Genomic DNA, 25,073 nt, shown 5'->3' with positions numbered 1-25,073 from the left:
TTGGAATATCTGTTATAATAGCACAATTATCGGTCGATGGTGGAGAGAAAGACAGCTTCACGTAATGATGCCGTCATCCTTGACGATAAATAAAGCTTTTTTGAGGTGCCCGGATGGAAGATACGATAGATTTTGTTGTTTTATGGGTGGATGATTCCGACGAACAATGGAAGAGAGAGTTTGCGGTTTATAAACATGAAGCCACTATGACAGACAACGAATCAATTGGCTCTATTCGATATGAGGAGCATGGCATGCTTCCTTATTGGTTTCGCGGCATTGAAAAATTTACTCCATGGGTTCGTAAAGTTCATTTTGTAACAAACGGACAACTTCCGAAATGGCTGAACCTGAGTCACCCTAAGCTGCATTTTGTAAAACATGCGGATTTTATAGAGCATAAATACCTTCCGCTTTTCAACGCCAATCCAATAGAGAACAACATCTACAGGATAAACGGCCTGTCGGAAAAATTTGTCTATTTTAACGACGATATGTATATAATAGCGCCCACGCCTCAGTCTTTTTTCTTCGAAAACGGATTGCCGCGTGACGCCGCCATTATGACAAAGATCAAGCGGGACAGTGGTAGCACATATTTATCTTGTATTGCAAACGACGTCGAGCTGATCAATAGAAAATTCAACAAAAACATAGCCTTATTGAAAAACCCAGCGAAGTGGCTGAGCCTTAAATACGGCTTCAGGCAGTTTATACATCCATGGTGGCTCATCCCGTCGCCTAAATTCCCAGGCTTTAAAAACCATCATTCGGCTCAGCCATTTTTGAAGTCGGTCTTTGAGAAGGTGTGGGCGGTCTATCGAAATGAACTCAACGAGGCCAACACACGGAGATTTCGATCACTGAAAGACCTTGACCAATGTCTCTTTAAATACTGGCAGTTTGCAAGCGGCAACTTCTCGCCAGCCCCACTCCGCAGGGACAGGGCGTATTTTGATATAAAGTCAGAAACGCCGGAAATATTGAGATGTGTCTTGGGACAAAGGTCAAAATTAATCTGCATCAACGACGCTGACGGCGCCGAAGAGGATTATTGCATGGTAAAAGAGGCTTTCGATGCCATACTTGGCGAGAAGTCGTCGTACGAGTTATAGGCTGATAAAAAAGATTTACATAACAGCACTATCATTGTTTGACGGAGGAGAAAATGTTTCCTAAAATCAGTGTCATCATCCCAGCATATAATCTCGAGAAGCTGGTAGGAAAAGCCCTCGAGGCAATAGCTAAGCAAGATTATCCTGAACTTGAGATAATCGTGGTCGACGACAGTTCTAACGACGGGACCGCGGCAGCCGCCAAAGCCGTGCTTGCAAACTGCTGTTTTGCGCACAGAATAATAGTGCACGAACGCAATAGAGGGGTGGCCGCAGCCCGTAATACGGGGATCGACAACGTTACTGGCGAATTCTTTGCTTTCTTCGACGGAGATGATTTTTGCGAACCTAACCTGTTCTCTTTGCTCTACGCTGCTGCGGAGAAAGCTGGAGGCGCGGATGTTACCATGTGCGGCCGGAAGGTATATTGTTCTGACACAGGGAAGATTAAAAATTTCCCTGTGGAGGATAACGGAGCGAACTGGAGTGTATCTCCTCAGTCCGCAGCACGCGCAAAAATAATGAGTATATATGAAGTTTCGATATGCACGCTTTATAAGACTGAATTTATAAAGCGCTGTGGAATAAAAAATTACGAGGGTTGCCGCGCCGGTGAAGACGGAGAATTCTTTTTGAAGGCATTGGTGCGCGCTAAAAGCTGTGCTGTAGTAAGCGAGTGCCCATACGTATACGTTGAGCATCCGGCGATGGGTTCTAAAAATTTCGATAGGAAGGTTCGCGTTGAGCGCTATGGCGATAACGCGAAAGCGCTTGAGCGGTGCTGTCGCTACATTGAGGAATATGGAAGCGATAAAGGTCTGCTTGATATAACCAAATATAAACTCTATCCAGAGACGCTTTTCAGGCTTTTGTCATATGCCGCTATGAATGACAACGAAACAGAGTTCGTAAAAATCAGGGAAAAAACTCCCGTGGCAGTTTTTCTAGGAAGCTGGCATGTTTTTTTTCATAAGCCTGAATATTTTTTAAAGGCAATATTGTTCCTTCTGCTTCCGAAGCTTTATTACGCGTACTATCGACGTAAAAAGCCGTGATGAACGACGCTTACCCTGCACTTCAGCCCCTTCGGGGGGGGGCATTTGCCCTAACTTCTTCAAATATTTTTAAAGAAAAGATCATACAGGAACTGGAAACGCTAAAAATAGATATGCGGAATAAAAGATGAAACACCATTGTTCCCAAACACCTGCAATAGATTTACCGCATACTTCCTTCCCCGATAATGAGCTGTTATAATATGCTAAATGCTTGAGATCAAGATATTGGCCGGACAAAAAATAAGGTGAGTGACAACATGTTAGATGTTACAGGTATAAATGTAATTTCTGATCCACAAAAGGGGTTAAAAGTGTAATGTCCTTATTCAAAGATTATATGTTTTCCGCATTTGATAGGCTATTTGGAGCCGAAATCAACAAATTCCGAGCAGGACAGCTTCTTTTTATCTCCGCTATTACCCTGGGGCTATTTTTCAGCGACACTGCCAGAAAAATATTATTAATATGTGCGTTGTTTTGCCTAACTAAAGAGCAGTTGAAGGATAAGTTTTATGTTTCGTGGACAAAAGGACAAAAAATAACTGGCAGCATTTTGCTGCTGTTATGTGCCTGGATATTTTTCATTCCGCTGTTTTTTGGAGTAGATCCGCTGATGGAACGGCTACAGTCTACTGGATGGCTTATCGAACTGTTGATATGGATGTGGGCAACCCTGGTTTTTGCAAAAGATCCTTTCTTTCTCAAAAATATCGAAAAATTTGCAATTGCCGCTTGTCTATTTTACTCGGTTTTGGCGTTATGCCAGCGTTATTCATTGGGATTTGCCGTTGATTTTTCAAACTGGCCTTTGCGGCTTGGTGCATGGAGCGTTGGTACTATCCTTTCTGTCATGCTGCCATGGGTACTGTACGATTTGATAGTAGAAACATCACGCCGGAAAATCATTGGCTTGCTTTTTGTCCTTATATTAATGTCAGCAACACTTATATTGACACTATATACTACTTTTTGGCTGGTATTATTGGTGCAGACTGTTGTAACACTGTTTATTTTATCGCTATTTTCAAAACGGCATTTTCTTAAAATATTCACATTGTCACTGGCGTTATTGATAATATTGACTATTGTGTTATACTCGGTTTCGCTTCTTTACAAAAATTTGTATGATGGTTTCTTTGTTCAATTATACCAATTGTCACTTGATGGTTTTAACGCAGAAAAATTTACAAATCATCGGTATCATATTTGGGTGGAGGCAGTTAACCACATAAAGTTGCGCCCGATATTAGGATATGGGTGGGCAGAGTTTTCAAATTTTTCTATTGAAGAAAGAGTTCATACTCACTCTGCCTTTCTACAGGCTGCTTGGACAGCTGGATGGCCAGCGGCCCTGTTGTTGCTGGCGTTTTTGTCCAATCTAATTTACCGGTGTGCAACCTTAATGCAAAAAAAGAAAAAGTTATTAGTCGTGCCATTTATTGTGTTATTAGTGGTTTTCACGTATATGACATGTGGGATATTAGACGATATGTTTAGAGCTACGAGACGAATAGTAACCCTATATTGGGTAACTTTTACGTTAGTGCTTACACCACTGATCAATTATAATAAAAACGATAGTACCAATCTATGACGGAGGTACAATTATGACCTTTAAGATATTGATAGGAAGCCCTGTAAAACAAAAAAAGAATATCCTAAGGGAATTCCTTACCTCGTTATGCGAATTGAATAAAACTAATTGTGCTGTAGATTATCTCTTCGTTGATGATTGCGATGAGCAAGCTTCTTCCGATATGCTGTCCAAGTTTCATTCTGGAAATTCAAAAGTGACAGTGATCAAATCCGATTCTATAATCCAAAATAAAAGCGATTATGATTTGCATAATTGGGATTATGCGGTTATTGATAGGGTAGCCAAGTTAAAGAATATGATAATTGAATTTTCTTGTCAGGAAAAATATGATTATCTTTTTCTGATTGATTCAGATATCGTGTTACATGTAGAAACTCTCCAGCGTTTATTATCGGTGCAAAAAGATATCGTTTCCAATATTTTTTGGACTAAAATATCTAGATGGGACTACTATGAGCCACAAGTTTGGCTAATGGATCAACGTTGGTTTTTCGACCCTTCTGACCCTAAAGCAGAAAACAGAATATACCGTACGGCAAAGCATATGGAATTTATAGAAACGCTTAAGAAAAAGGGAACTTATCGGGTTGGTGGTTTAGGGGCATGTACTTTAATTTCCAGAAAAGTCAATTTAGCTGGCGTAAATTTCTCTAAACTTTATAATATTTCTTTCTGGGGGGAAGATAGAGCGTATTGCATAAGGGCTGTTGCCGCGGGATTTGAGCTGTACGTAGATACATATTACCCGGCTTATCATATCTACAGAGAGTGTTATCTTGCCGGCGTTTCTGATTTCAAGAGGAATGGTTTTGATTTTGATAAAGAGATGGATACGTTGTCATTGATGGATAAATTGAAAAGATATTATAGAACGGTAAAAATTGCCGTTAGGTGTAAATTATACCATTTACTATATAAAGAATAAAATTTCATATGTAGATTATGATCGCGATAAAGGAAGAGATATCCCCGTTGTTCTTAAACATAGAATAAGCGGCGAAAAAAGTTCGCCGCTTTTATTGTCGAGGATATGCTGGAGGTTCGATTTGCTTAAGCCAATATTTAGGTTTATCTTTACATCACGATATAAATCATCAGTCTGTTTTGTTTACTGAGGCGGTTAATCGAGCTCCGCAGAAATTACCTTGTTAGTCCTTTCTCAAACCGCCACGCATCCCGGCACATTTCCTCTACCGTGCGGCGGGCTTTCCAGCCCAGTTCCCGTTCGGCTTTTTTCGTCTCCGCGTAGCAGACGGCGATGTCTCCGGCGCGGCGCGGCGTTATGCGGTAGGGTATCTTTATTTCATTGACCCGCTCGAAGGCCGTGACCAATTCCAGCACCGAGGTGCCTTTGCCGGTGCCGAGGTTGTAGACCGACACTCCCTCGCCCATCTTTTCCAGGGCCGCCGCGTGTCCCTCCGCGAGGTCCATCACGTGGATATAATCGCGCACGCCGGTGCCGTCCGGCGTGTCGTAGTCGCTGCCGAAGACCCGCAGCTCTTTCAGCTCGCCTTTGGCGACCTTCGTGATGTAGGGCATCAAATTATTAGGGATGCCGTTGGGCGCTTCGCCGATGAGCCCGCTCTCGTGCGCGCCGATGGGGTTGAAGTAGCGCAGCAGCGCCACGGAGAAGCCCGGATTGGCTTTGGCTGTGTCCGAGAGTATCTTTTCGCTTATCACCTTTGTCTCTCCGTAGGGATTGGTCGCCGGCAAAAGCGGCATCGTCTCCACGAAGGGCGCCTGGTTGTCGCCGTAGACCGTGGCGGAGGATGAAAAGACAAAATGCTTCACCCCGTGAGTTACGCAGGCCCTTGCCAGTTCGATCGTGCTCACAAGGTTGTTGTAGTAATATTCCAGCGGCTTTTCCACGGACTCGCCTACCGCTTTGAAGCCGGCGAAGTGGATGACGCCGTCGATCTTGTTTTCGTCAAATATGCGCGCGACCGCAGCCCTGTCTGTCACGTCGGCCTCGCAGAATACGAAATCGCGCCCCGTTATCTCGCCGATGCGCTCCAATGTCTGCGGTTTGCTGTTGGAAAAGTCGTCGGCGATGACGACGGAATATCCGGCGTCAAGCAGCGCCGCGCAGGTATGCGAACCGATGAAGCCGGCGCCGCCCGTTACAAGTATGTTCTTCATTATAAGTTCTTTCCCAGCTCGTATGCCTCAAAGAGGTACTTGCGTCCCTTTTCGGCCATGTCTGTCTTTGGGTACATGTCCGGCGCGCAGATCATTCCGGCGATGCTCCAGCCGGTGAATCCGCAGGCGAGACGGAAGGATGCTTTCAGTCCGTCGAAGCAGCTTATCTCAGTATCTCCAGCCGTGGCGAGGAGGACCGCCTTTTTGCCTTTCACACTCGCCTGCGAATTTGCGGCGAAGAAGGGCAGCAATCTGTCCCATACCGGTTTTATCTGTGTGCTCCACGAATAGAAATATAGCGGTGACGCAAAGACGAGGACCTCAGCCGCCGTGATGTCCCGGTACACAGAATCCATATCGTCCCGCTGGATGCACGGCGTTCCGGCGCTCCAGCATTTGCGGCAGTCAAGGCAGCCGTTCAGTTTTTTTGCCGCGAGGCGCACTTTGCGCACCTCGTATCCATTTCCCCCGGCGCCCTTTGCGAGGGAATCGGCGAGCTGTTCGCTGTTGCCCTCTTTGCGCGGGCTTCCAAGCAATATTGTCATCACTTTTTTATCTGCCATCACGGTTTCCCCCAATTATGATGATATCCAACCGTTCTATTATATTATTTTTACGGGGAATAGGCTAATGCCGGATGCCGAGGTGATACAATCTGTAATTGGGTCCGCTGTTTTTGGCTAAGCGGGACATATATGACCCGGGCGTAATTTTTACGGGTAAACAGTGTCGCGGCTACGTGGTAGAATAAAGTCGTATTAAAATAAACTTGGGAGGAATATAGATGTTACTGTGCCGTGATTTCAAGTTTGATGCAGCACATAACCTTATACACTATCATGGAAAGTGTGAGCGCCTTCACGGCCATACTTATCATTTGCGGGTGACGCTGGAGGGCGCGCCCGACGCCGAGGGGATGATCTTCGATTTTGTCGATCTGAAAAAGACCGTTAACGAACTCGTGCTCTCAAAACTTGACCACGCCTATATAAACGATATCCTGCCGCAGCCCACCGCGGAGTATATCGCTATCTGGATCTTCCGGGAGCTCGACGGGCCGCTTGCGCGCGGCAACTGCCGGCTTTCTGAGATAAGGCTCTGGGAGACGGAGAGCTCGTCCGTCATCTGCCGCCGCGAGGATGTAAAAGATGCGTGACGTACAGAACGAGAGCGACAACAGAAATATGGCGATCGACCGCGTCGGTATCCGCGACCTCTCGTGGCCGATTTCGGTGCCGGACCGCACGAACGGCACGCAGGAGACGGTCGCTCAGGTGAGCCTCTCCGTCTCGCTGCCGCGGGACTACCGCGGCACGCATATGAGCCGTTTCATCGAGGTCCTGGGGGCGCAGGAAAAGAGCGTCACCTTCCATAATATGGAGGGACTTTTAATGACGCTCAAAGAGCGCCTGCAGGCGCGCGACGCGCACGCCGTCTTTGAATTTCCGTACTTCATCATGAAGGAGGCCCCCGTGAGCGGCGCGAAGGGGCGGCTGCGCTGCGACGTCCGTTTTGAGGCGGCGCTTTGCGGCGATGATTTCGACCTGGTGACGACGGTGACTTCCCCCGTTCAGACGCTCTGTCCCTGTTCTAAGGAGATTTCAGAATTTGGGGCGCACAATCAGCGCGCGCACGCGGTGATGGAGGTGCGCCTTTCCGGCTTCGTCTGGCTGGAGGAGTTTGTGCGGATGGCTGACGACTGCGCCTCGGCGCCGATATACAGTCTGCTCAAACGCGAGGACGAGAAATATGTGACGGAACGCGCTTACTCGAATCCGCGCTTCGTCGAGGATTCCGTGCGCGAGCTCGCGCTCGCGATGCAGGCCGACGAGCGGGTGCTCTGGTACAGAGTATCCGTGACGAGCCACGAAAGTATTCACAATCACGACGCTTTTGCCGTGATAGAGAGGGATAAACGCATATGACGTCAATGAAAAAATCACTGCGCCGCGCCGTTCTGAACGACGGCGGTGCCGAGCGCGTAAAACAGCGCCATCCGTGGCTCTTCAGAGGCAATCTGATCCAGGCCCCGGTCTGCGCCCCCGGCGACATCATCCCCTTCGCCGACAAAAAAGGATTGGTGCTGGGCTGGGGGCTTTGGAGCGAGGGCGCGCTCTGCATCCGCGTCCTCTCCTTTGGCGGCCATGAGCCGGACCAGATGGAGCTGCTGCGCCGCCGCGTCGAACGCGCGCTCGCGGTGCGCAAGTGCTGGTGCGCCGGCGAGGAATCCTTCCGCTGGGTACACGGCGAGGGGGACCGGCTTCCGGGCATTTCCGCCGACCTGTACGGGGACGTCCTGTCGCTGCAGCTTTCGGTGATGGGATGGTACCGCCACGCCGACGAGGTGGCTAAGGTCTTCCGCAAGGTAAAGAAACTGTCCGCCGTCATCCTGCGCAACGACACGAGGCATCTGGAAAAAGAGGGAATCCCGCGCGAGGTCAAGCCGCTGCTCGGCGAAATGCCGGAGGGTCCGCTCAAGGTGAAGATCGGCGGCACGTATGAGCTCGTCGATATCGCGGGCGGACAGAAGACCGGCGCCTATCTTGACGTCCGTCATGTTCCGGCTTTGCTCGACCCTGTCTACGAGGGGGCGAAGGTGCTCGACTGTTTTTCGTATCAGGGACATTTCACCCTTCACGCCCTCGGCAGGGGAGCGGCGGAGGTCACGGCGATAGATCAGTCGCAGGCCGCGCTCGACCGTGCGAAGGAGAATCTCTCCATCAACGGCCTGCCCGAGGAAAAGGTGACTTTCCGCTGCGGCAACGCCTTCGATATAATGCGCGAGATCGACGCCGACCGCGCGCGGTATGACATCGTGATAATGGACCCGCCGCCCTTCTCGCCGGCGCGCGGGCAGCTTGATTCGGCGCGCCGCGGGTATAAGGAGCTTGCCGTGCGCGGTTTCAGACGGCTGGGACCGGGAGGGCATCTTCTTTTTTTGTCATGCAGCCACGCCTTTACGCGGGATATGCTGCTTGACACGCTGAACGACGCGGCGAGGGACGCGGGCGCGGTCTGCCGCATCGTACATGAGATACACCAGCCTCAGGACCACCCGGCGCTCCTCGGAGTCCCGGAGACGGACTATCTGAAGGGATTTGTAATGGGAGTAGAAGACTGATGACAAAAGATACGAAGGCCGTCATTTTTGATTTTGACATGACGCTGGCCGACAGCAGTTACGCGATCCACCACTGTTCAAACCTGCTCGCGCGGAAATTCGGGCTGGAAGAGGTCTCGCGCGAGGTGGTACTCGCGGGGATCGGGCTGCCGATCGAGGACTGCTGGCGCTTGTACTGGGGAGATTTCAAGGAAGAATGGCTCGGCTATTACCGCGACGAATTCCGCGGCGTCGAGCAGACCGGCATCCGCCTGTTCCCGAACACCGTCGCGGCGCTCGAAGAGCTCCGCGCAAAAGGGGTAAAGACGGGTGTCGTCTCCAACCGGCGCTTCGCCCGCCGTGTCGTTGATGCGACGAAGCTTACTCCCTACATGGACGTCATCATCGGGCTTGAGGATGTGACGAACGCGAAGCCTGATCCCGAGGCGCTCTTCAAGGCCATCGGCAAGCTCGGCGTCGGCGCGGATGAGGCCGTCTATGTGGGCGATACTGACATTGACATGAAGACGGCCGTGGCCGCCGCGGTACGCGGCGTCGGCGTGACGACGGGCAACTTCGGGGAGGATGGGCTCGCCGCCGCCGGCGCGTGGCGCGTATGCTCGGATTTGATAGAGGTACCGGGGCTCTTCGGCCTTAGATAAGGAACGCGGAGAATGGTCAGGCGCTATAGGCCGGAGGAAAAAAAGAGGACTTTCCGCGTCACATACTGGCTCGGCGTCGTAGTCATCGCCGCGCTCTGGGTATTGGCCTTTAAGTCATACTTTGACCGCTACGAATACCTCCACCCGGAGATAACGTGGGCGATCCCGGGGATAGACACCCAGATAATAAGGGTCAAGGGGCTGCTTCTCTGGAAAGAGAACGTCCTGCTCTCCCCGGCCTCCGGCGCGCTCTCCTACCCGCTCGGCAGAGGCCCCGTGCGCGTCGCCAGAGGCGCGGTGGTCGCGCGTGTCGGCGGCCGTGAGGTGAAGGCCTACCAACAGGGCTACTTTGTCGCGGGAAAGGACGGGCAGGAGGCGCGGTGGCGGTACTCGGCGCTCTGGCCCGCGAAGCGGGCGGAATTATCCAAGCAGTTCGATCTGCAGTACCTCCCGGAAAATACCGCCGCCATGAGGGGACAGATCGTCGGGAAAATAATAGAACAGCCGCAGGAGCTGCGCTTTATCGGTTACATGCCGATGCGCGGCGACGTTGCAGAGCAGATAAAACGTAAAAAGTTAAGGGTGCGCATCGACAGCGAAGATACGGTATCGTCGGCGAAGATACGCGTTACCCAGAAGAGCGGGGATATGACGAAGATATACCTGACGATGCCGTGGTTCCCCCCCGAACTTGTCCTCTCCCGCAACTACACGCTGATAATAGACGCGGGGCAGACGGAGGGAGCTCTCGTGCCGCAGAGCGCGATACTTGAAAAGGGAGGGCGCACCGGGATATATATGGTGCGCGGTGCGCGCGTCGTCTTTGTCCCCGTGGAGGGCAAGAGACTGCCCAACGATAAATTTCTTGTGACCAAAGGCATATCGGTGGGAGACGCGGTCGTCGAAGACGCCGCCGCCGCCCGCGAAGGAAGGATTCAGCTATGGTGATAAACATTGGTGAAAATATCGCGAAGATAAGGGAAGATATGGCGTCGGCCGCGAAGAGAAGCGGCCGCGCGCTCTCGGAGATAAAACTTATGGGCGTCACAAAATACCACCCCGTCGAGATGATGACGGCGGCGGCGCCGCTCCTTGACCTTATCGGAGAAAACAAGGTGCAGGAGGCGGCCGGCAAGCGATCCGCCTGGCCCGCGGAGGCGGAGAGCTGTCCGTGGCACATGATCGGCCATCTGCAGCGCAACAAAATAAGGCGCGCGCTTGAGAGCTTTGACCTCATTGAGAGCGTCGATTCGCTTGAGACAGCCGTCGGGCTGAACCGTGTGCTATCCGAGGGAGAGCCGCGCTCTTTCCCCGTTTTTATAGAGGTGAACATGTCGCGCGAAGCGGCAAAAAGCGGCATCGCTCCTGAAGAGACGGAGCGGCTGCTCGATGATATGATGAAAAGCTGTCCGCTGATCGCGGTGAACGGGCTGATGACCGTCGCCGAAGATACGGAGGATGAAAGGGTCCTGCGCGAAACATTCAGCGGACTGCGCGAGCTGCGGGAAAAGCTGCGCCGCGCCGCGGGACTGCCGTTGCCCGAGCTTTCGATGGGTATGAGCGGCGATTATATGATCGCCGTCGAAGAGGGCAGCACGATAGTGCGTGTGGGAAGCGCGATATTCGGTCCGCGCAATTATGGTTAGAAAGCTTTGACGATATATGCCGTTGGTTTTTCTTATAGATGTTTTTGTAAAGGAAAGGAGCAGAAAAAATGTCCGAACTTTTGACCTCGCTTGATGTTGTGAACCAGTCCTTCAAAAAGAGCCTCCGCGGCTATGACGCGGCGGAGGTCGACGAGTTCCTTGACCACGTGGCTGAGACCCTGCAGAGCTATAATCAGAAAAACAAAGAGCTCGAACGCGAGCTTGCCCTGAAACAGGATAGCCTCGCCGAATATGAGCGTATGAAGGACGTGCTCCACGAGGCGCTGCTGATGGCGCAGAAGAGCGCCGACGAGCGCGTCAAGAGCGCGCGCGAACAGGCGAACAAGATACTCTCCGACGCGCGCGCGCAGGCGGACGAGATGTGCCGTGAGGCCGCCGCCGAGGCGGACCGCCTGCGCACCGGCGTCGAACAGATACGCAGCATACGCGATATGTACGCGCAGGAGTTCCGCGGCATGCTCGCGAAGTTCGACACGCAGCTGAGCCAGGCGTTGGCCTCATCACAGCTTTCAGGGGCCGTGGACAGCGTTCTCGAGGGGATCGAGAAGGTCCCGGCGGAAGACGAGGCGGAGGAGCCCCAGGCTGAACCGGAGCGGAAAACAGACCGCAAAGATTTTGAGGCGGCCTGCGGCATCCTGGGCGTAGACCCGCGGGAGCTGATGAATTCCGATTAAGGAAGCGGATAGTTATATCATTCCGCATGGCCCGGAACTCGAAGATGTGAGCTGTTTGCACAGCAAAAAAAACGAAAAGAAACTGTCGCTGCCGCTCTCTGCCCTCAAGGGAGTGGGGCCGCGCCGCAGCGCCCTCCTTGAACGGCTGGGACTGCGCACGCTGGAAGATCTGCTTTTCTTCTTTCCCCGCCGTTACGAGGACCGCAGGAACGTCAAAAAGATCGCGGAGCTTGTGCCCGGCGCTCCCTCGGTGGTCTATGCCGCCGTCCGCGCCGTAGAGGTCAGGCCGCTTCCCGGTCGCGGGCGTCTCCTGACGACCTGCCGTTTTTCTGACGGCAGCGGATTTCTGGACGCCGTCTGGTTCAACCGCAGAGGACTTGACCGCATATTGGCGGAGGGCGCGCGGGCGGCGCTTTATGGCACGCCCTCTTTGCGCGCCACTGTCTTTGAAATGACGGAACCCGAATTTGAACTTATAAAATCTGAAAAGGGGGTAGAGGCCCCCTTTTCGGGCATATTTCCCATATACCCATCCACCGAGGGGCTGCCGCGGAAATGGTTCCGCGGCGTCGCCTGCGGGGCCGTAAAAGAATATCACGCGCTGGCGGAGGAAGAGCTGCCGGCGTCCGTAATCGAAAAGAACGGCCTGATGCCAATTTCGCGGGCGATATATGAAATGCACATGCCAGGGTCGCCGGAGAGCTGGAAAGAGGCGCGCCGGCGCCTTGCCTACGGGGAGCTGTTCGCCCTGCATCTGACTTTAGCTGCTTCGCGAAAGGAGCGTGCGGAGAGCTCCTCCCCGCGGATCGTGAAAGGCCCCTTATTTGAAGCGCTGATCGCCGGCCTTCCCTTCAAACTCACCGGTTCCCAGCGGCGCGTGATAGAGGAAATATTCGCCGACGGAGCCTCCGGCAGGCCGATATCACGCCTTTTGCAGGGAGACGTCGGCTGCGGCAAGACGCTCGTCGCCGTCGCGTTTGCGGCGGGAGTCTGCGACGGCGGCGCGCAGTGCGCGGTGCTCGCACCGACCGAGGTGCTCGCCGAGCAGCTTTACAGGCAGGCGGAGGGATACCTTGCGCCGCTGGGCGTCAAATGCGCGCTGATAAAGTCCAACCTGCCCGCGCGGGAGCGGAAAGAGGCGCTGGACGGCTTGGCGGAAGGATTCGTCGGCGTCGTTGCCGGCACCCAGGCGCTGTTCTCCGACGAGATCAAATTTAAAAACCTCGGCGCTGTGATCATTGACGAACAGCAGCGTTTTGGCGTGCGCCAGCGCGCGCGGCTGCTGAAAAACGGTGCGAGGCCCCACCTGCTTATGATGAGCGCCACCCCGATACCGCGGACGATGGCCTTGACGCTTTACGGAGACCTTGACATATCCGTGATCGAAGACAAGCCGGCCGGCCGCGCTCCCGTCGAAACCAGGATAATCGGCGGAGATCAGCTGATAAAGCTGATGCGCTTCATCGCCGAAGAGATCGTCTCAGGCGGGCGCGTATACTGGATATGCCCGCGCGTGGAGGAGGACGGAAACTCCGGGCTGCCGGCGGCCGTGAAACGTTTCGAGTGGCTCGGCAGGAAACTTCCTCCCGTGAAGATGTCGCTGATACACGGACAGATGGAGAGCGCGGAAAAAGATGAGGCCCTCTCCGCCTTTCGCGAAGGGCGGTCGCAGCTGCTTGTCGGCACCACCGTTCTTGAGGTGGGGGTGGATGTGCCCGAGGCGACGGTGATCGTGATCGAATCCCCCGAACGTTACGGGCTTTCGCAGCTGCACCAGATGCGAGGCAGGGTCGGGCGCGGAGCGCGGCGCGGCCTCTGCGTGCTGCTTTCCATGAAGCCTGAGGATACTGAGAGATTGCGGATATTCGCCTCCACCAACGACGGTTTTGAGATCGCCAGGGCCGACCTCGAGCTGCGCGGCGCCGGGGAGATCGCGGGTACGGTGCAGCACGGCCTTGCGCGTTTCCGGGTCGCCGACCTGCAAAGGGACTGCCTTCTCGCGGAGAGGGCGAGAGACGACGCGCGTGAATTCCTTGAAAAAGAGGGAACCGCGGCCCTGACCGCCGGCCTGCGGGCAAAGATCGAAGGGGCCTCTCCCGAAAACCTGTCGTAAAAACGCCGCCCTGATCAGGGCAAACGCCAATTTACGCGATTGAAAGCGAACGGTAAACCGCGATTTATCCTGTCATGCCGGGCCCGGCACCCCGTCGTCCCGGGCTTGCCCCTGGGGCCGGCGTTTGTCCGGGTATCAGGAGAGCCGCTCCTGATCCTTCGGCGCGGCCCCCATGACCGGTATTTGCGGCGCGGTCTTTGAACCTACCTCTTGTGAAAGCGGCGTTTTTTATGTACAATACCTGACGTTGGCATAAAATTCATTATTGATTTCATCTGATACAATTTTACGTCTGACAATAACACTTAATACGGACCATGACAAAAGAATAACGAGGTGAAAGGAAAATGGAATTTACCACAGCTGTACTATGTATAATCACCGGGCTTGCAGTCGGGGCCCTGGTCGGTTTTACATATCACAAAAAAAGTGAAGAAAAAAAATTCAGAGGAGCCCTTTCAGAATCAGAGCGCATCATACAGGAGGCTGCTAAAAAGGCCGAAATCGCGAAGCGCGATATTCTCGCCGAGGGCAAAGAAGAGATACACAGACTGAGGCAGGAACTCGACCGCGACACGAAAGAGCGCCGCGGGGAGCTCCAGCGTTCCGAGCGCAGGCTGGAACAAAAAGAAGAAAATCTCGACAAAAAGATCGAGAACATCAGCCGCAAAGAAGAAGAACTCAAGAACCGCAATGAACATGTACAGGAAAAGCTGAACAGGCTCTCCGCACAGGAGCAGGAACTCATCGCGAAACTGGAGCAGATCGCCCAGCTGACGCGCGAGGAGGCCCGCGAACAGCTTCTTGCCGAGGTTGAGTCCGACGCGAACCATATTATAGGGCTGCGCCTCAAAGAGCTTGAAGAACGCGCGAAACGCGAGGCGGACCGCAAGGCTCAGGAGGTCATCGCGACAGCCATCCAGCGCTGCAGCGTTGAATTTGCCTCCGACGTGGTCGTCAGCGTCGTAAACCTTCCCTCCGATGAGATGAAGGGACGTATCATCGGGCGCGAGGGCCGCAACATCAGGACTTTTGAAACACTCACCGGAGTTGATCTCATCGTCGACGACACACCGGAGGCCGTCACGCTGAGCAGCTTTGATCCCGTGCGCCGCGAAGTGGCCAGGCTCTCGCTGGAGAGGCTGGTCGTGGACGGCAGGATCCATCCGGCCCGCATAGAGGAAATAATAGAACGGGCGGAGAAGGACGTTCAGGTCCAGATCCTCGAGACCGCCGAAGAGGCGCTTCTCGAAACGGGCATCAAAAACATGAATGGTGAGCTTGCAAAGATAATCGGACAACTGCGTTACCGCACCAGCTACGGACAAAACGCCCTCGGCCACAGCCTTGAAGTGGCGCATCTTGCGGGCGTGATGGCGGCGGAGCTGGGACTCGATGAATTGAAGGCCCGCAGAGCAGGGCTTTTACATGATATAGGCAAAGCCGTTGACCACCAGATAGAGGGTACGCACGCGAAGATCGGCGCCGACCTGGCGAAACGCTACGGAGAGAGCCCCGACATCGTCAACGCGATAGCCTCTCACCATGAAGACGAAGAACCATTGACGATCTACGCCGTGCTCGTGGCGGCGGCCGACGCCGTAAGCGCCTCGCGCCCCGGAGCGCGCAGGGAGAGCCTTGACGCCTACGTCAAGCGTCTTGAAAAGCTGGAAGAGGTCGCCAAGACCTTCTCCGGCGTCAGCAAAGCTTTCGCGATCCAGGCGGGACGCGAAGTGCGCGTGGCGGTGGCCCCATCGGTGACCGACGACGGCGAGATGCAGAAACTCGCCTACGACATCGCGCGCAAGATCGAGGAAGAACTCAGATACCCCGGGCAGATAAAGGTCACTTTGATCAAAGAGACCCGCGCCGTCGAATATGCGAAATAAACACTGAGCCATGCGCATACTTTTTATCGGCGACATCATGGGACGTCCCGGCCGTGAGGCGGCGGCCGCGGAGATCCCCAAACTTCGTGAAGAATGCGGCGGTTTTGACTTCATTATCGCCAACGGGGAAAACAGCGCCGGCGGGTTCGGCCTCACCGAGAAGGTCATGAAAGAGCTTTTTGCGGCCGGCGTCGACATACTTACAAACGGCAACCACGTCTGGGACAAGAAGGATTTTATCCCGCTGCTGGACAGCGAAAAGGCCGTCCTGCGCCCCGCCAACCATCCGCAGGGCACACGCGGGCGCGGCTATGCCGTCTACGAGAGGAATGGCGAAAGGCTCGCCGTCCTCTGCCTTCAGGGACGCACCTTCATGCCGCCGCTCGACTGCCCCTTCCAGACCGCCGACCGGGTGATCGCCGAATGCCCGGTGCCGGCGATATTCGTCGACATCCACGCGGAGGCCACCTCCGAAAAGAGGGCGCTCGGCATATATCTTGACGGGAAAGTATCCGCCGTGGTCGGTACGCACACACACGTTCAGACCGCTGACGAGGAGATACTCCCGGGCGGCACCGCCTTTCTCTCCGACGCCGGCATGACCGGCGGCCACGGGGGGATAATCGGGATGACGGCGGAATCGGTGCTTCCTAAATTCCTCACGGGGACGCCCTGTAAATTTGAGATATCCGACGAGAACGTAAAATTTCAGGGGGCCGTCATCGAGATAGATTCGGAGACGGGACGTTCCCTGGATATACGAAGGATAAACAGGGCGGTAATCCGATAATAAAAATAAACCACGCGCACAGTATGGGATGCGCGTGGTTTATTTTTTTGTCTTTCGTTACGGGCAAAACGGATTTTCCTGGTAAATATCAAAGCGCATAAACATAAAGGCTTTTGCAAGATGGTGTAAATAAACAAAAGAAAGACATTAAATAAATTTATCTGACATTTGTTTTGAAAAGATATTTGTGATATATAGGTAAAGCCGAATGAAAAAGGGACTCATAAATTTAATTCAAAAGTCGGCTAACTTTTAAGGGGAGTTGGTTTTAGTGGAAGGGAATTCAGGAAACAGAGAACAGTGGGGGAGCAGATTCGGCTTTATCATGGCCGCCGCCGGTTCCGCCGTGGGGCTTGGAAATATCTGGCGTTTTCCATACATCACGGGTAAATACGGAGGGGGCGCGTTCGTTCTCGTATACCTTGCCGTCGTCATCGTCCTCGGCTCGTCGCTTATGCTCGCCGAGTTCGCTATGGGACGCCGGGCCAAACTTGACTCCGTGGGGACCTTCAGGAAACTCGGCGGAGGCGCCTGGCCGATAGTCGGCTGGATGGGCTTCTTCTGCGGCTTTGTCATTCTTTCATACTACGCGGTCATTGCCGGCTGGACGCTGGCCTACATGTTCAAGTCGTTCGGCGGCCTGATGGAGGCCGCCGCCGCGGGCAAGGCCGGAGACGTCTTCGGCGCCTTTGTATCCGACCCCGTACAGGCGATCGCCTACCACGGCGTCGCCATGGCGATCGTCATCGGAGTCGTCTACCGCGGCATCAGCGGCGGCATTGAAAAGAGCTGCAAGATCCTTATGCCGGCGCTCTTCCTGATACTTGTGCTGCTTATCATCCGTTCGCTTACCCTGCCGGGGGCGGAGGCGGGACTGCGCTTCTACCTGCTGCCCGACTTCTCGAAGCTCTCCAGCGAGGCGTTCCTCGCCGCGGTCGGACAGGGCTTCTATTCGCTCTCCCTGGCTATGGGCATCATCATCACCTACGGGAGCTACCTTGGAAAACATGAGTATATGCCTAAGATGACGGGCACGATCGTCATGCTGGATACCGCCGTCGCGATCATGGCGGGGCTTGTCATCTTCCCGGCGGTCTTCGCCTTCGGCGTCGACGCCGGAGCCGGTCCCGGACTTACGTTCGTCACGCTGCCGATCGTCTTCGCGAAGATGCCGATGGGGGCCTTCTTCTCATTCGCCTTCTTCGCGCTGCTCTTCATCGCCGCCATCACCTCCGCCTTCTCGCTTCTTGAGGTCGTCGTGACCTTCGCGATAGACGAGCTCGGCTGGTCCCGCGCGAAGTCGGCGATCGTCATGGGGATCGCCATCGCCGTTCTCGGCATCCCCTCGGCGCTCTCCGTCGGCGGGCACTTCCCGAAGATATGCGGCAAAGATTTCCTCGACGCGATGGACTTCATCACCAACAACGCCGTCATGCCGATCGGCGGGATGCTCACCTCTTTCTTCGTCGGCTGGCTGTGGACGAAAGGCGCGAAAGACGAAGTTACCAACTTCGGCGAGCATGATTTCCCGTTTTATACTGTATGGCTGTGGGTATGCCGCGTGGTCGCGCCTGTATGCATCGGGCTGATCTTCATCACAGGGCTTAAATGGTAAAAACTGTGGTCCCGTTGTTCTGAAAAATAAAAAAGCGTCTCTTTTATCGGAAAAGAGGCGCTTTTTTTATGCCCTAGTATAAAAAAACACAAAAAGTTGGTGTAAAATATCACAAATGCTTCCGAAAGCTGTTGACAAGAAAATCGCTCTTGATATACTAAGGCCAAGCTGAATGAAAGCGGCAAGAGAGACCCGTCCACGTTATAACATCATGGGCGCCGAAGGGGCAAAACCGCGAAGGTTGAAACTCTCAGGCATAAGGATTGCCGCCGGACAGCACTCTGGACACGTCAAAACAGGCGAGGACGAAAACAGAGGATATTAGCCAGAAAGGCGGTGTCCTATGGGTTTGTTCTCGTATTCTTATGTGTGCATCTCAAACAACCCTAATCTCAAAGGTCATGTACAGTCGCTCGACTATCTGGACGGAGGCGCGCTGGACGTTCTATACGCCGGCCGCGATCTTATCCACTTAGGCTGGGAGCTGCTTGCCAATCCCCTCTATGGGAATTTCAAGCCAAATCAGCAGCCTTACCGCTCTCTTATCCTCAAAAAGGATTGTTCCAGGGGCGGCGCTATCGACCTCCAGTCGCTTGACCTCATCGAAAACGCGATCAGGGTCTTTGAAAGTTCCCCGAAGCTTATGCGCCCCGGCGAGCTTACGGAAAGGATAGATAACGACTTCCGTTATCTTGATTTCATCCTGCTGGAAGAGACGTTCCACCAGTATTCGGTCTTGACGCCTCCGGAGCGACGGTATCCGGAAGCGGTTAACAGATAGACATCTACAGCGCGCTATTTCCCTCAAAAATCATTCAAGGAGGATCATTATGAAACTCGAACTGCAGAAGGCAAAAGTCAAGAACATCACATGGGGCGATAAGACCGCCCTCCTTGCCGACGGCACCCTTCAGATCAACAAGGAAGAGTTCCTCGCGGCGGCGGCAGACACAGAGCATTTCAAGACACTGAACGCCGACCTCGCGCGTCCCGGCGAATCAGTCCGCATCTGCCCCGTCAAAGACGCCATCCAGCCCCGCTACAAGACGGAAGGGGCCGGCCAGATATTCCCCGGCATGCTCGGCGGTGTAGACACCGTCGGAAGCGGCAAGACCTTCGTCCTCGAAGGAGCGGCGGTGGTCACCTGCGGGCGCATCGTCGGATTCCAGGAGGGCATCGTCGACATGAGCGGCGAGGGAGCGAAGTACACCCCCTTCTCAAAAACGATGAACGCCGTGCTCGTCTTTGAGCCTGTCGAGGGCATCGAGCCCCACGAATACGAGAAGGCCTGCCGCCTTGCCGGATTCCGCGCCGCCCTCTACGTCGCGGAGGCCGCGTGGAAGGCCGGAGCGGCCGTTGACGAGACGAAAGCCTACGAGCTTCCCTCGTTCGCGGAGGCGATGAAGGCTTATCCGGAACTTCCGAAGGTCGCCTACATCTACATGCTCCAGACGCAGGGACTTCTCCATGATACCTACGTCTACGGCGTGGACGCGAAGAAGATCATCCCCTCGCTCATCCATCCCAACGAGACCATGGACGGCGCGATCGTTTCAGGCAACTGCGTCTCCGCCTGCGACAAGAACAGCACCTACGTCCACCAGAACAACCCCGTCATCCGCAGCCTTTACGAGCGCCACGGCAAAGACATCAACTTCATCGGCGTTATCATCACCAATGAGAACGTCACGCTGATGGACAAGCAGAGAAGCTCGTCATACGCGGTGAAGCTCGCCTCGATGCTCGGCGTCGACGGCGTCGTCATCAGCGAAGAGGGCTTCGGGAATCCCGACGCCGACCTCATCATGAACTGCCGCAAGGCGGAGCAGGCCGGCATCAGAACGGCCCTCATCACCGACGAATACGCGGGCCGCGACGGAGCGAGCCAGTCACTCGCCGACGCTACGAAAGAGGCCGACGCGGTGGTAACGGCGGGCAACGCCAACATGATCGTCGTGCTGCCCCCGCAGGAAAAAATCATCGGATTTACAGACTACACGGATGTTATAGCAGGCGGTTTCGACGGCTCGCTCAGACCCGACGGGTCGATCGAGGTCGAGCTTCAGGCTATCACAGGCGCGACATGCGAGCTGGGCTTCAACCCCCTCAGCGCCAAAACCTGGTAGGAGGACGAAAGACAATGACAAAGAAGAGGATCGTACACTACATAAACCAGTTCTTCGCCGGTATCGGCGGAGAAGAGAAGGCTGACACAAAGCCCGAGTCACGCCCCGGCGTAGTCGGCCCCGGCATGGCGCTTGCCAAAGAACTCGGCGATGCGGCCGAGGTCGTCGGCACGGTGATCTGCGGCGACGGCTACTACGCGGAGAATATCGATTCCGCGACAGAGGAGATACTCAAGCTGATCTCCGCCTTCCAGCCCGACGCGGTCGTCACCGGACCGGCCTTCAACGCCGGACGTTACGGCACGGCGGCCGGCGGCGTCGCCGACGCGGTGCAGAAGAAACTCGGCATTCCCGCCGTCTCCGGCATGTATGAGGAAAACCCCGGAGCCGACATGTTCAGAAAGACGGTATTTATCGTCCCGACAGCCGACAACGCGCGCGGCATCAAGACGGCCGTCCCCGCGATGGCGAAACTCGTCCTCAAAGTCCTTGAGACAAACGGCGAGCCCGGCTCACCGGAAGAGGCTGGTTACATGCCCCGCGGCGTTCGCGTCAACTTCTTCCAGGACAGGCCCGGCGCGGACCGCGCGGTAGAGATGCTCGTCAAGAAGCTCAAAGGCGAGGAATTCACCACGGAATACCCGATGCCGAGCTTTGACCGCGTGGCTCCGGGAGAGGCGGTCAAAGACCTTAAGAACGCGACGATCGCGCTCGTCACCTCCGGCGGCATCGTGCCGAAGGGCAACCCTGACCATATCGAATCCTCCAGCGCGATGAAGTTCGGCACCTACGACATCGAGGGCGTACAGACAGCGGACAGCGAGCACTACGCGACGGCGCACGGCGGATACGACCCGACCTACGCGAACAGCGACCCGAACAGAGTCCTTCCCGTCGACGTGCTGCGTGAGATGGAAAAAGAGGGCGTCTTCAAGAAGCTCTACCGGTACTTCTCGACGACGGTCGGCAACGGGACGTCGATCGCCAACGCGAAGAAATTCGGAACCGCCATCGGCGAACAGCTGAAAAAAGACGGAGTTGACGCCGTGATCCTCACCTCCACCTGAGGAACCTGTACTCGTTGCGGTGCAACGATGGTTAAAGCAATAGAAGCGTTTGGAATCCCCGTGGTGCATATCTGCACGATCGTGCCGATCTCGCAGACGGTCGGGGCGAACCGCATAGTCCCGGCGGTCGCCATCCCATATCCCCTCGGAGACATAAACAAGAACGCTGCCGAAGAAAAACAGATCCGCCGCGCGATCCTGGACAAGGCCATGAAGGCCCTCCAGACGCCGATTTCAGAGCAGACAGTATTTTAAGAGTTTTTAAAGTCAACAATAAAAAATTGAGGAACGGCGGCCAGCCGCTCCTCAATTTTTTATCCCCTAACATCCCCGCGGGGTTTTCTGAGCGGTCACAGACCGCCTGCGCAGCAGTTTCGCGCCGGGCCCGCGCCGGCGGCGTCCACTCTCCGCGGTACCTGTTGAAAAAACCCGCACTCTTCACTCTGATCCGCCGTGTGCCTCTTGTGAGCCGATTTTGATATTTTTATGGCAAAAAGCTGAAACACGGGTTTTCTTTTTTTAAGTAAAATAAACGCAGCTCGTAGAAGAAGGGTTCTTTCGCACCTTTATAGATCAATAACGCAGCAAACTAAGCTTGAAAAGAATTACTTGACGCGCGTGAGTATTTCTATTCCGGCCGATATTTGTTCTTTAAAAGTGCGAGAAGCGTTTCTCGGAGCGTCAGATTTTAATATCAGCATATTAAAAGTATTTTTTCTGTAAACTGTGAGGAGTGTGAGGAATTTGGAACATTCGAAAAAACTGAGAATAGGGAACTTTCATGTCAACGACATAGTGTTTGGCGAAAAGACCTCATTCAAAAGCGGTGTGCTGACTATCAACAAAAAAGAGGCGATCGCCTCTGTGGACCCGGATAATGAACTGAAGAATATAGAGATATATATTGTTCGCCCAGGCGACGACACACGCATTTTGCCGTGCAAGGTCGGTTTGGAGCCGCGCTTCCGCCCCGACGGACGCGCCACCTTCCCCGGCGTCACCGGCGGCCTGACGATCGAGAGCTGCGGCGACGGCGACCTCTACGCGATGAAGGGCATCAGCGTCATCTCCTGCGGCAAATATTCACAGGCCGCCGAAGGGATGCTCGACATGAGCGGCCCCGGCGCGGAGCACTCCATATTTGCCAAAATGGTAAACCTGGTGGTATATGCCGAAATGATCAACCCGACAAAGCTGGATCAGCCTTTCAGAAATGAAGCGCCGCTGAAAATGGCCGCGCATTACCTGGCGGACTATGTGGCGACTTCCCTGAAAGGGCTGGAACCGGAAGACTGGGAATGCTACGAGCTGGAGCCCGGCGCTGAAGAGGCGGAAAAGAAGGGCCTTCCGAGAGTCGCGCTCTTCTTCCAGATCAAGGCGCAGGTCGGCAAGGATAAGTTCTTCAACGAGAGGATATTCGGCATCGACTGCGAAAATATGCTGCCCTTCCTTATGCACCCCAACGCGGTGTTCGACGGACAGATCACCAACCAGGGCGGTCTTTATGGCGAAGGCTACTGCACATACACCTATCAGAACTGGCCGATAATCAAGCGCCTTTATGAGGAGCACGGCAAGACGATCAACTTTGTCGGCGCGATCCCCTTTGCGGTCGACGTCCCCAACCACTTCAAGCAGGCCGTAAAGGTCGCCGGCGGCGAGCTGGCCTCCATGCTGAAGCTTGACGGCGCGATCATCGCCTCCGTCGCCGGCGGCAGCAACTACGACGTAGACTTCTTCTTCATGTGCGCCGAGCTGGAGAAACGCGGCATCAAGACCGTCGGCCTCACGCCTGAGCACAGCGGCAAATCGATGCTCGATCCTATCGCCGACGCCATCGTCTCCACCGGCGACTCGGGTACCGTCTTCGAATTCCCGCCGATGAAGAACGTGATCGGCGATCTCGCGTCGGTAACGCGCGACTTCTATCACGCCGCATGGACCGCTCACGAGAAATACGGTCCCAGCCTGCGCCCTGACGGTTCCCTGATCGTAAACGGCTGCATGATCGTGGACAGCACCAACTGCGCCGGTTTCACGACCAAGACGGTGAAGGATTACTAATCCAAATATATTCAGAAGGAGGATAGCCACATGAAAAAAGCGATATATTACATCAACCAGTTCTTTGGCGGCGTGGGCGGCGAAAGCGACGCCGACTTTGAGCCCATCATTAAAGAAGGAGCCGTCGGCCCCGCGCAGGGCGTGCAGGCGATGCTGAAAGGTGTGGAAATCACGCACACCGTGATCTGCGGCGACAATGCCATGTCCAGCCATAAAGAAGAATCTCTCAAGCGGATCGCCGGATTCCTGGAAGGCAAAGAATTCGACCTCGTTCTCGCCGGCCCCGCGTTCAGCTCCGGCCGTTACGGCGTGAGCTGCGGCGAGATGTGCAAATTCGCCCATGAAACATACGGCGTGACCGCCGTCACAAGCATGAATGAAGAGAATCCCGGAGTCGCGCTCTTCAGAGAAGACCCCTTCTACATTATGAAAGGCAGCCGCAGCGCCGCCAAGATGCGCCACGACTCGACCGCGATCGCGGCTCTCGCCAACAAACTCGCCGCCGGCGAAGAGATCCTCTGGGCAGACGCCGAAGGTTACTTCTCGCACGGAATCAGAAAAGAGGTATTCGCGGAGAAGACCGCGGGCGACCGCGCCGTCGACATGCTTCTCACGAAGCTCGCCGGCCAGCCCTACGTCACCGAGCTTAAGATCGAGCCGCGCGACAATGTCGTTCCCTCCAAAGCCGTCGGCGATCTCAGCAAAGCCAAGGTCGCCTTTGTCAGCACAGGCGGACTTGTTCCCCTCGGCAACCCAGACCGTATTCCCGGAGGCACCTGCTCCATCTGGGCGACATACGATGTCACCGGCAAGGATGTTCTTGTGAAGGGCGACTTCTACAGCGTACATTGCGGCATCAACACAGATTTCGTCAACGCCAATCCCGAAGTTCTGTTCCCGCTGTCTTCATTCAGGGAATTTGAGAAAGACGGGGTGATCGGCAAGTTCTGCAACACCTTCTACTCGACCACCGGCAACCTGGCCACCCTCAAAGACGCCCGCAGGATGGGCAAAGAGGTCGCCGAGGCGCTCAAAAAGGAAGCGGTCGACGCCGTTGTCCTCGTCAGCACCTGAGGAAGCTGCACTCGTTGCGGTGCAACGATGGTAAAAGAAATAGACAGAGCCGGCTTCCCGATCGTGCATGTTACCAACCTTGTTTCCGTCTCCAAAGTTACTGGAGCGAACCGCATAGTCCCCGGTTACGGACTTGTGTCTCCCTTCAGCGACCCTCTGCTTACGCCTGAAGAGCAGAAGGCAATGCAGAAAAACCTCGTCGAGCGCGCCCTTAAAGCTATCTCCACGGATGTGACCGAGCAGACATTTTTCTAAGTAAGATGGGCCTTGCCTTGCGGCGAGGCCCGCTTTTGCTGGTTTGGGGGAAAAGTATCACACAATTT

The 25,073-nt window shown here is 54.6% G+C and carries 22 protein-coding genes and 1 riboswitch; of the genes, 20 read left to right on the top strand and 2 right to left on the bottom strand.

The window, feature by feature from the left end; translation table 11 throughout:
* Positions 1 to 113: 113 nt before the first annotated feature.
* The 4 genes from CLOEV_RS11985 (at position 114) to CLOEV_RS11970 (ending at position 4,695) form a co-directional block, all read left to right on the top strand.
* Positions 114 to 1,115, top strand: coding sequence for a hypothetical protein (locus tag CLOEV_RS11985; protein ID WP_008713230.1), 1,002 nt, complete (start codon positions 114 to 116; stop codon positions 1,113 to 1,115).
* Between the two features lie 53 nt (positions 1,116 to 1,168).
* Positions 1,169 to 2,170, top strand: coding sequence for a glycosyltransferase family 2 protein (locus CLOEV_RS11980; RefSeq protein WP_008713229.1), 1,002 nt, complete (start codon positions 1,169 to 1,171; stop codon positions 2,168 to 2,170).
* 319 nt (positions 2,171 to 2,489) lie between these two features.
* On the top strand, positions 2,490 to 3,767 hold the full coding sequence (locus CLOEV_RS11975) for an O-antigen ligase family protein (RefSeq protein WP_008713228.1): 1,278 nt from the start codon (positions 2,490 to 2,492) through the stop codon (positions 3,765 to 3,767).
* Positions 3,768 to 3,780: 13 nt separating this feature from the next.
* Positions 3,781 to 4,695, top strand: a complete 915-nt coding sequence (locus CLOEV_RS11970) for a glycosyltransferase family 2 protein (RefSeq protein WP_008713227.1) — start codon at positions 3,781 to 3,783, stop codon at positions 4,693 to 4,695.
* Between the two features lie 215 nt (positions 4,696 to 4,910).
* Here CLOEV_RS11970 and galE read toward each other — a convergent pair whose 3' ends face one another.
* A complete protein-coding gene (gene galE, locus CLOEV_RS11965; protein WP_008713226.1) occupies positions 4,911 to 5,909 on the bottom strand; it encodes a UDP-glucose 4-epimerase GalE in 999 nt (332 codons plus the stop codon).
* Entirely contained in the window at positions 5,909 to 6,472 is a 564-nt protein-coding gene (locus CLOEV_RS11960; protein WP_008713225.1) for a flavodoxin family protein, read from the bottom strand. Before CLOEV_RS11960 ends, galE begins: the two co-directional genes overlap by 1 nt.
* A 221-nt stretch (positions 6,473 to 6,693) precedes the next feature.
* Between CLOEV_RS11960 and queD the strand changes: the two genes are divergently transcribed.
* The 16 genes from queD to CLOEV_RS11875 all read left to right on the top strand — a co-directional run bounded on the left by queD (position 6,694) and on the right by CLOEV_RS11875 (position 25,005).
* Positions 6,694 to 7,065 (top strand): 6-carboxytetrahydropterin synthase QueD, encoded by a 372-nt coding sequence (gene queD / locus CLOEV_RS11955; RefSeq protein WP_008713224.1) that lies wholly within the window; start codon positions 6,694 to 6,696, stop codon positions 7,063 to 7,065.
* Positions 7,058 to 7,834, top strand: coding sequence for a GTP cyclohydrolase FolE2 (gene folE2, locus CLOEV_RS11950; protein WP_034443959.1), 777 nt, complete (start codon positions 7,058 to 7,060; stop codon positions 7,832 to 7,834). The genes queD and folE2 overlap by 8 nt, the downstream gene beginning before the upstream one ends.
* Positions 7,831 to 9,030: a class I SAM-dependent rRNA methyltransferase gene (locus CLOEV_RS11945; RefSeq protein WP_051485059.1), complete on the top strand. Its 1,200-nt coding sequence runs from the start codon at positions 7,831 to 7,833 to the stop codon at positions 9,028 to 9,030. The genes folE2 and CLOEV_RS11945 overlap by 4 nt, the downstream gene beginning before the upstream one ends.
* The gene (locus tag CLOEV_RS11940; RefSeq protein ID WP_008713220.1) at positions 9,030 to 9,671 is read left to right on the top strand and encodes an HAD family hydrolase; all 642 of its coding nucleotides are present in this window, start codon (positions 9,030 to 9,032) and stop codon (positions 9,669 to 9,671) included. Before CLOEV_RS11945 ends, CLOEV_RS11940 begins: the two co-directional genes overlap by 1 nt.
* Positions 9,672 to 9,683: 12 nt before the next feature.
* Positions 9,684 to 10,619 carry a biotin/lipoyl attachment domain-containing protein gene (locus tag CLOEV_RS11935; RefSeq protein ID WP_008713219.1) on the top strand — a complete coding sequence of 312 codons (936 nt, stop codon included), beginning with the start codon at positions 9,684 to 9,686 and terminating at the stop codon, positions 10,617 to 10,619.
* On the top strand, positions 10,613 to 11,317 hold the full coding sequence (locus tag CLOEV_RS11930) for a YggS family pyridoxal phosphate-dependent enzyme (RefSeq protein WP_008713217.1): 705 nt from the start codon (positions 10,613 to 10,615) through the stop codon (positions 11,315 to 11,317). Before CLOEV_RS11935 ends, CLOEV_RS11930 begins: the two co-directional genes overlap by 7 nt.
* 68 nt (positions 11,318 to 11,385) lie before the next feature.
* The gene (locus CLOEV_RS11925; RefSeq protein WP_008713215.1) at positions 11,386 to 12,012 is read left to right on the top strand and encodes a DivIVA domain-containing protein; all 627 of its coding nucleotides are present in this window, start codon (positions 11,386 to 11,388) and stop codon (positions 12,010 to 12,012) included.
* Positions 12,013 to 12,067: 55 nt separating this feature from the next.
* Entirely contained in the window at positions 12,068 to 14,125 is a 2,058-nt protein-coding gene (recG, locus tag CLOEV_RS11920) for an ATP-dependent DNA helicase RecG (protein ID WP_034443957.1), read from the top strand.
* A gap of 347 nt (positions 14,126 to 14,472) precedes the next feature.
* Complete coding sequence (rny, locus tag CLOEV_RS11915) at positions 14,473 to 16,014, top strand: ribonuclease Y (RefSeq protein WP_008713212.1); 1,542 nt, start codon at positions 14,473 to 14,475, stop codon at positions 16,012 to 16,014.
* A gap of 10 nt (positions 16,015 to 16,024) precedes the next feature.
* Positions 16,025 to 16,804 (top strand): TIGR00282 family metallophosphoesterase, encoded by a 780-nt coding sequence (locus CLOEV_RS11910; RefSeq protein ID WP_034443955.1) that lies wholly within the window; start codon positions 16,025 to 16,027, stop codon positions 16,802 to 16,804.
* 271 nt (positions 16,805 to 17,075) lie between these two features.
* On the top strand, positions 17,076 to 18,419 hold the full coding sequence (locus CLOEV_RS11905) for a sodium-dependent transporter (RefSeq protein ID WP_008713210.1): 1,344 nt from the start codon (positions 17,076 to 17,078) through the stop codon (positions 18,417 to 18,419).
* 172 nt (positions 18,420 to 18,591) lie between these two features.
* Positions 18,592 to 18,695: riboswitch (glycine riboswitch) on the top strand.
* Between the two features lie 67 nt (positions 18,696 to 18,762).
* Positions 18,763 to 19,200 carry a GrdX family protein gene (locus CLOEV_RS11900; protein WP_008713209.1) on the top strand — a complete coding sequence of 146 codons (438 nt, stop codon included), beginning with the start codon at positions 18,763 to 18,765 and terminating at the stop codon, positions 19,198 to 19,200.
* A 49-nt stretch (positions 19,201 to 19,249) separates the two neighbouring features.
* Positions 19,250 to 20,545 (top strand): glycine/sarcosine/betaine reductase component B subunit, encoded by a 1,296-nt coding sequence (locus tag CLOEV_RS11895; RefSeq protein ID WP_008713208.1) that lies wholly within the window; start codon positions 19,250 to 19,252, stop codon positions 20,543 to 20,545.
* Positions 20,546 to 20,559: 14 nt separating this feature from the next.
* Positions 20,560 to 21,867, top strand: a complete 1,308-nt coding sequence (gene grdB, locus CLOEV_RS11890; protein WP_083829757.1) for a glycine reductase complex selenoprotein B — start codon at positions 20,560 to 20,562, stop codon at positions 21,865 to 21,867.
* Between the two features lie 489 nt (positions 21,868 to 22,356).
* Positions 22,357 to 23,676, top strand: coding sequence for a glycine/sarcosine/betaine reductase component B subunit (locus tag CLOEV_RS11880; RefSeq protein WP_008713205.1), 1,320 nt, complete (start codon positions 22,357 to 22,359; stop codon positions 23,674 to 23,676).
* 30 nt (positions 23,677 to 23,706) lie between these two features.
* A complete protein-coding gene (locus CLOEV_RS11875) occupies positions 23,707 to 25,005 on the top strand; it encodes a glycine/betaine/sarcosine/D-proline family reductase selenoprotein B (protein WP_084482379.1) in 1,299 nt (432 codons plus the stop codon).
* The last annotated feature ends 68 nt before the right edge of the window (positions 25,006 to 25,073 follow it).

Origin of the sequence: Cloacibacillus evryensis DSM 19522, from assembly GCF_000585335.1 — a bacterium.
GTDB lineage: Bacteria > Synergistota > Synergistia > Synergistales > Synergistaceae > Cloacibacillus > Cloacibacillus evryensis.
This window is presented reverse-complemented; position numbering and strand designations above follow the sequence as displayed.

What these genes read in the sequence shown, in the direction of transcription:
- CLOEV_RS11980 (WP_008713229.1), top strand. Translation starts at nt 1,169, where the DNA reads ATGTTTCCTAAAATCAGTGTCATCATCCCAGCATATAATCTCGAGAAG.
- CLOEV_RS11940 (WP_008713220.1), top strand. Translation starts at nt 9,030, where the DNA reads ATGACAAAAGATACGAAGGCCGTCATTTTTGATTTTGACATGACGCTG.
- CLOEV_RS11935 (WP_008713219.1), top strand. Translation starts at nt 9,684, where the DNA reads ATGGTCAGGCGCTATAGGCCGGAGGAAAAAAAGAGGACTTTCCGCGTC.
- CLOEV_RS11900 (WP_008713209.1), top strand. Translation starts at nt 18,763, where the DNA reads ATGGGTTTGTTCTCGTATTCTTATGTGTGCATCTCAAACAACCCTAAT.
- CLOEV_RS11985 (WP_008713230.1), top strand. Translation starts at nt 114, where the DNA reads ATGGAAGATACGATAGATTTTGTTGTTTTATGGGTGGATGATTCCGAC.
- CLOEV_RS11925 (WP_008713215.1), top strand. Translation starts at nt 11,386, where the DNA reads ATGTCCGAACTTTTGACCTCGCTTGATGTTGTGAACCAGTCCTTCAAA.
- CLOEV_RS11945 (WP_051485059.1), top strand. Translation starts at nt 7,831, where the DNA reads ATGACGTCAATGAAAAAATCACTGCGCCGCGCCGTTCTGAACGACGGC.
- CLOEV_RS11975 (WP_008713228.1), top strand. Translation starts at nt 2,490, where the DNA reads ATGTCCTTATTCAAAGATTATATGTTTTCCGCATTTGATAGGCTATTT.
- CLOEV_RS11930 (WP_008713217.1), top strand. Translation starts at nt 10,613, where the DNA reads ATGGTGATAAACATTGGTGAAAATATCGCGAAGATAAGGGAAGATATG.
- CLOEV_RS11970 (WP_008713227.1), top strand. Translation starts at nt 3,781, where the DNA reads ATGACCTTTAAGATATTGATAGGAAGCCCTGTAAAACAAAAAAAGAAT.
- CLOEV_RS11960 (WP_008713225.1), bottom strand. Translation starts at nt 6,472, where the DNA reads ATGGCAGATAAAAAAGTGATGACAATATTGCTTGGAAGCCCGCGCAAA.
- rny (WP_008713212.1), top strand. Translation starts at nt 14,473, where the DNA reads ATGGAATTTACCACAGCTGTACTATGTATAATCACCGGGCTTGCAGTC.
- folE2 (WP_034443959.1), top strand. Translation starts at nt 7,058, where the DNA reads ATGCGTGACGTACAGAACGAGAGCGACAACAGAAATATGGCGATCGAC.
- CLOEV_RS11910 (WP_034443955.1), top strand. Translation starts at nt 16,025, where the DNA reads ATGCGCATACTTTTTATCGGCGACATCATGGGACGTCCCGGCCGTGAG.
- queD (WP_008713224.1), top strand. Translation starts at nt 6,694, where the DNA reads ATGTTACTGTGCCGTGATTTCAAGTTTGATGCAGCACATAACCTTATA.
- CLOEV_RS11895 (WP_008713208.1), top strand. Translation starts at nt 19,250, where the DNA reads ATGAAACTCGAACTGCAGAAGGCAAAAGTCAAGAACATCACATGGGGC.
- galE (WP_008713226.1), bottom strand. Translation starts at nt 5,909, where the DNA reads ATGAAGAACATACTTGTAACGGGCGGCGCCGGCTTCATCGGTTCGCAT.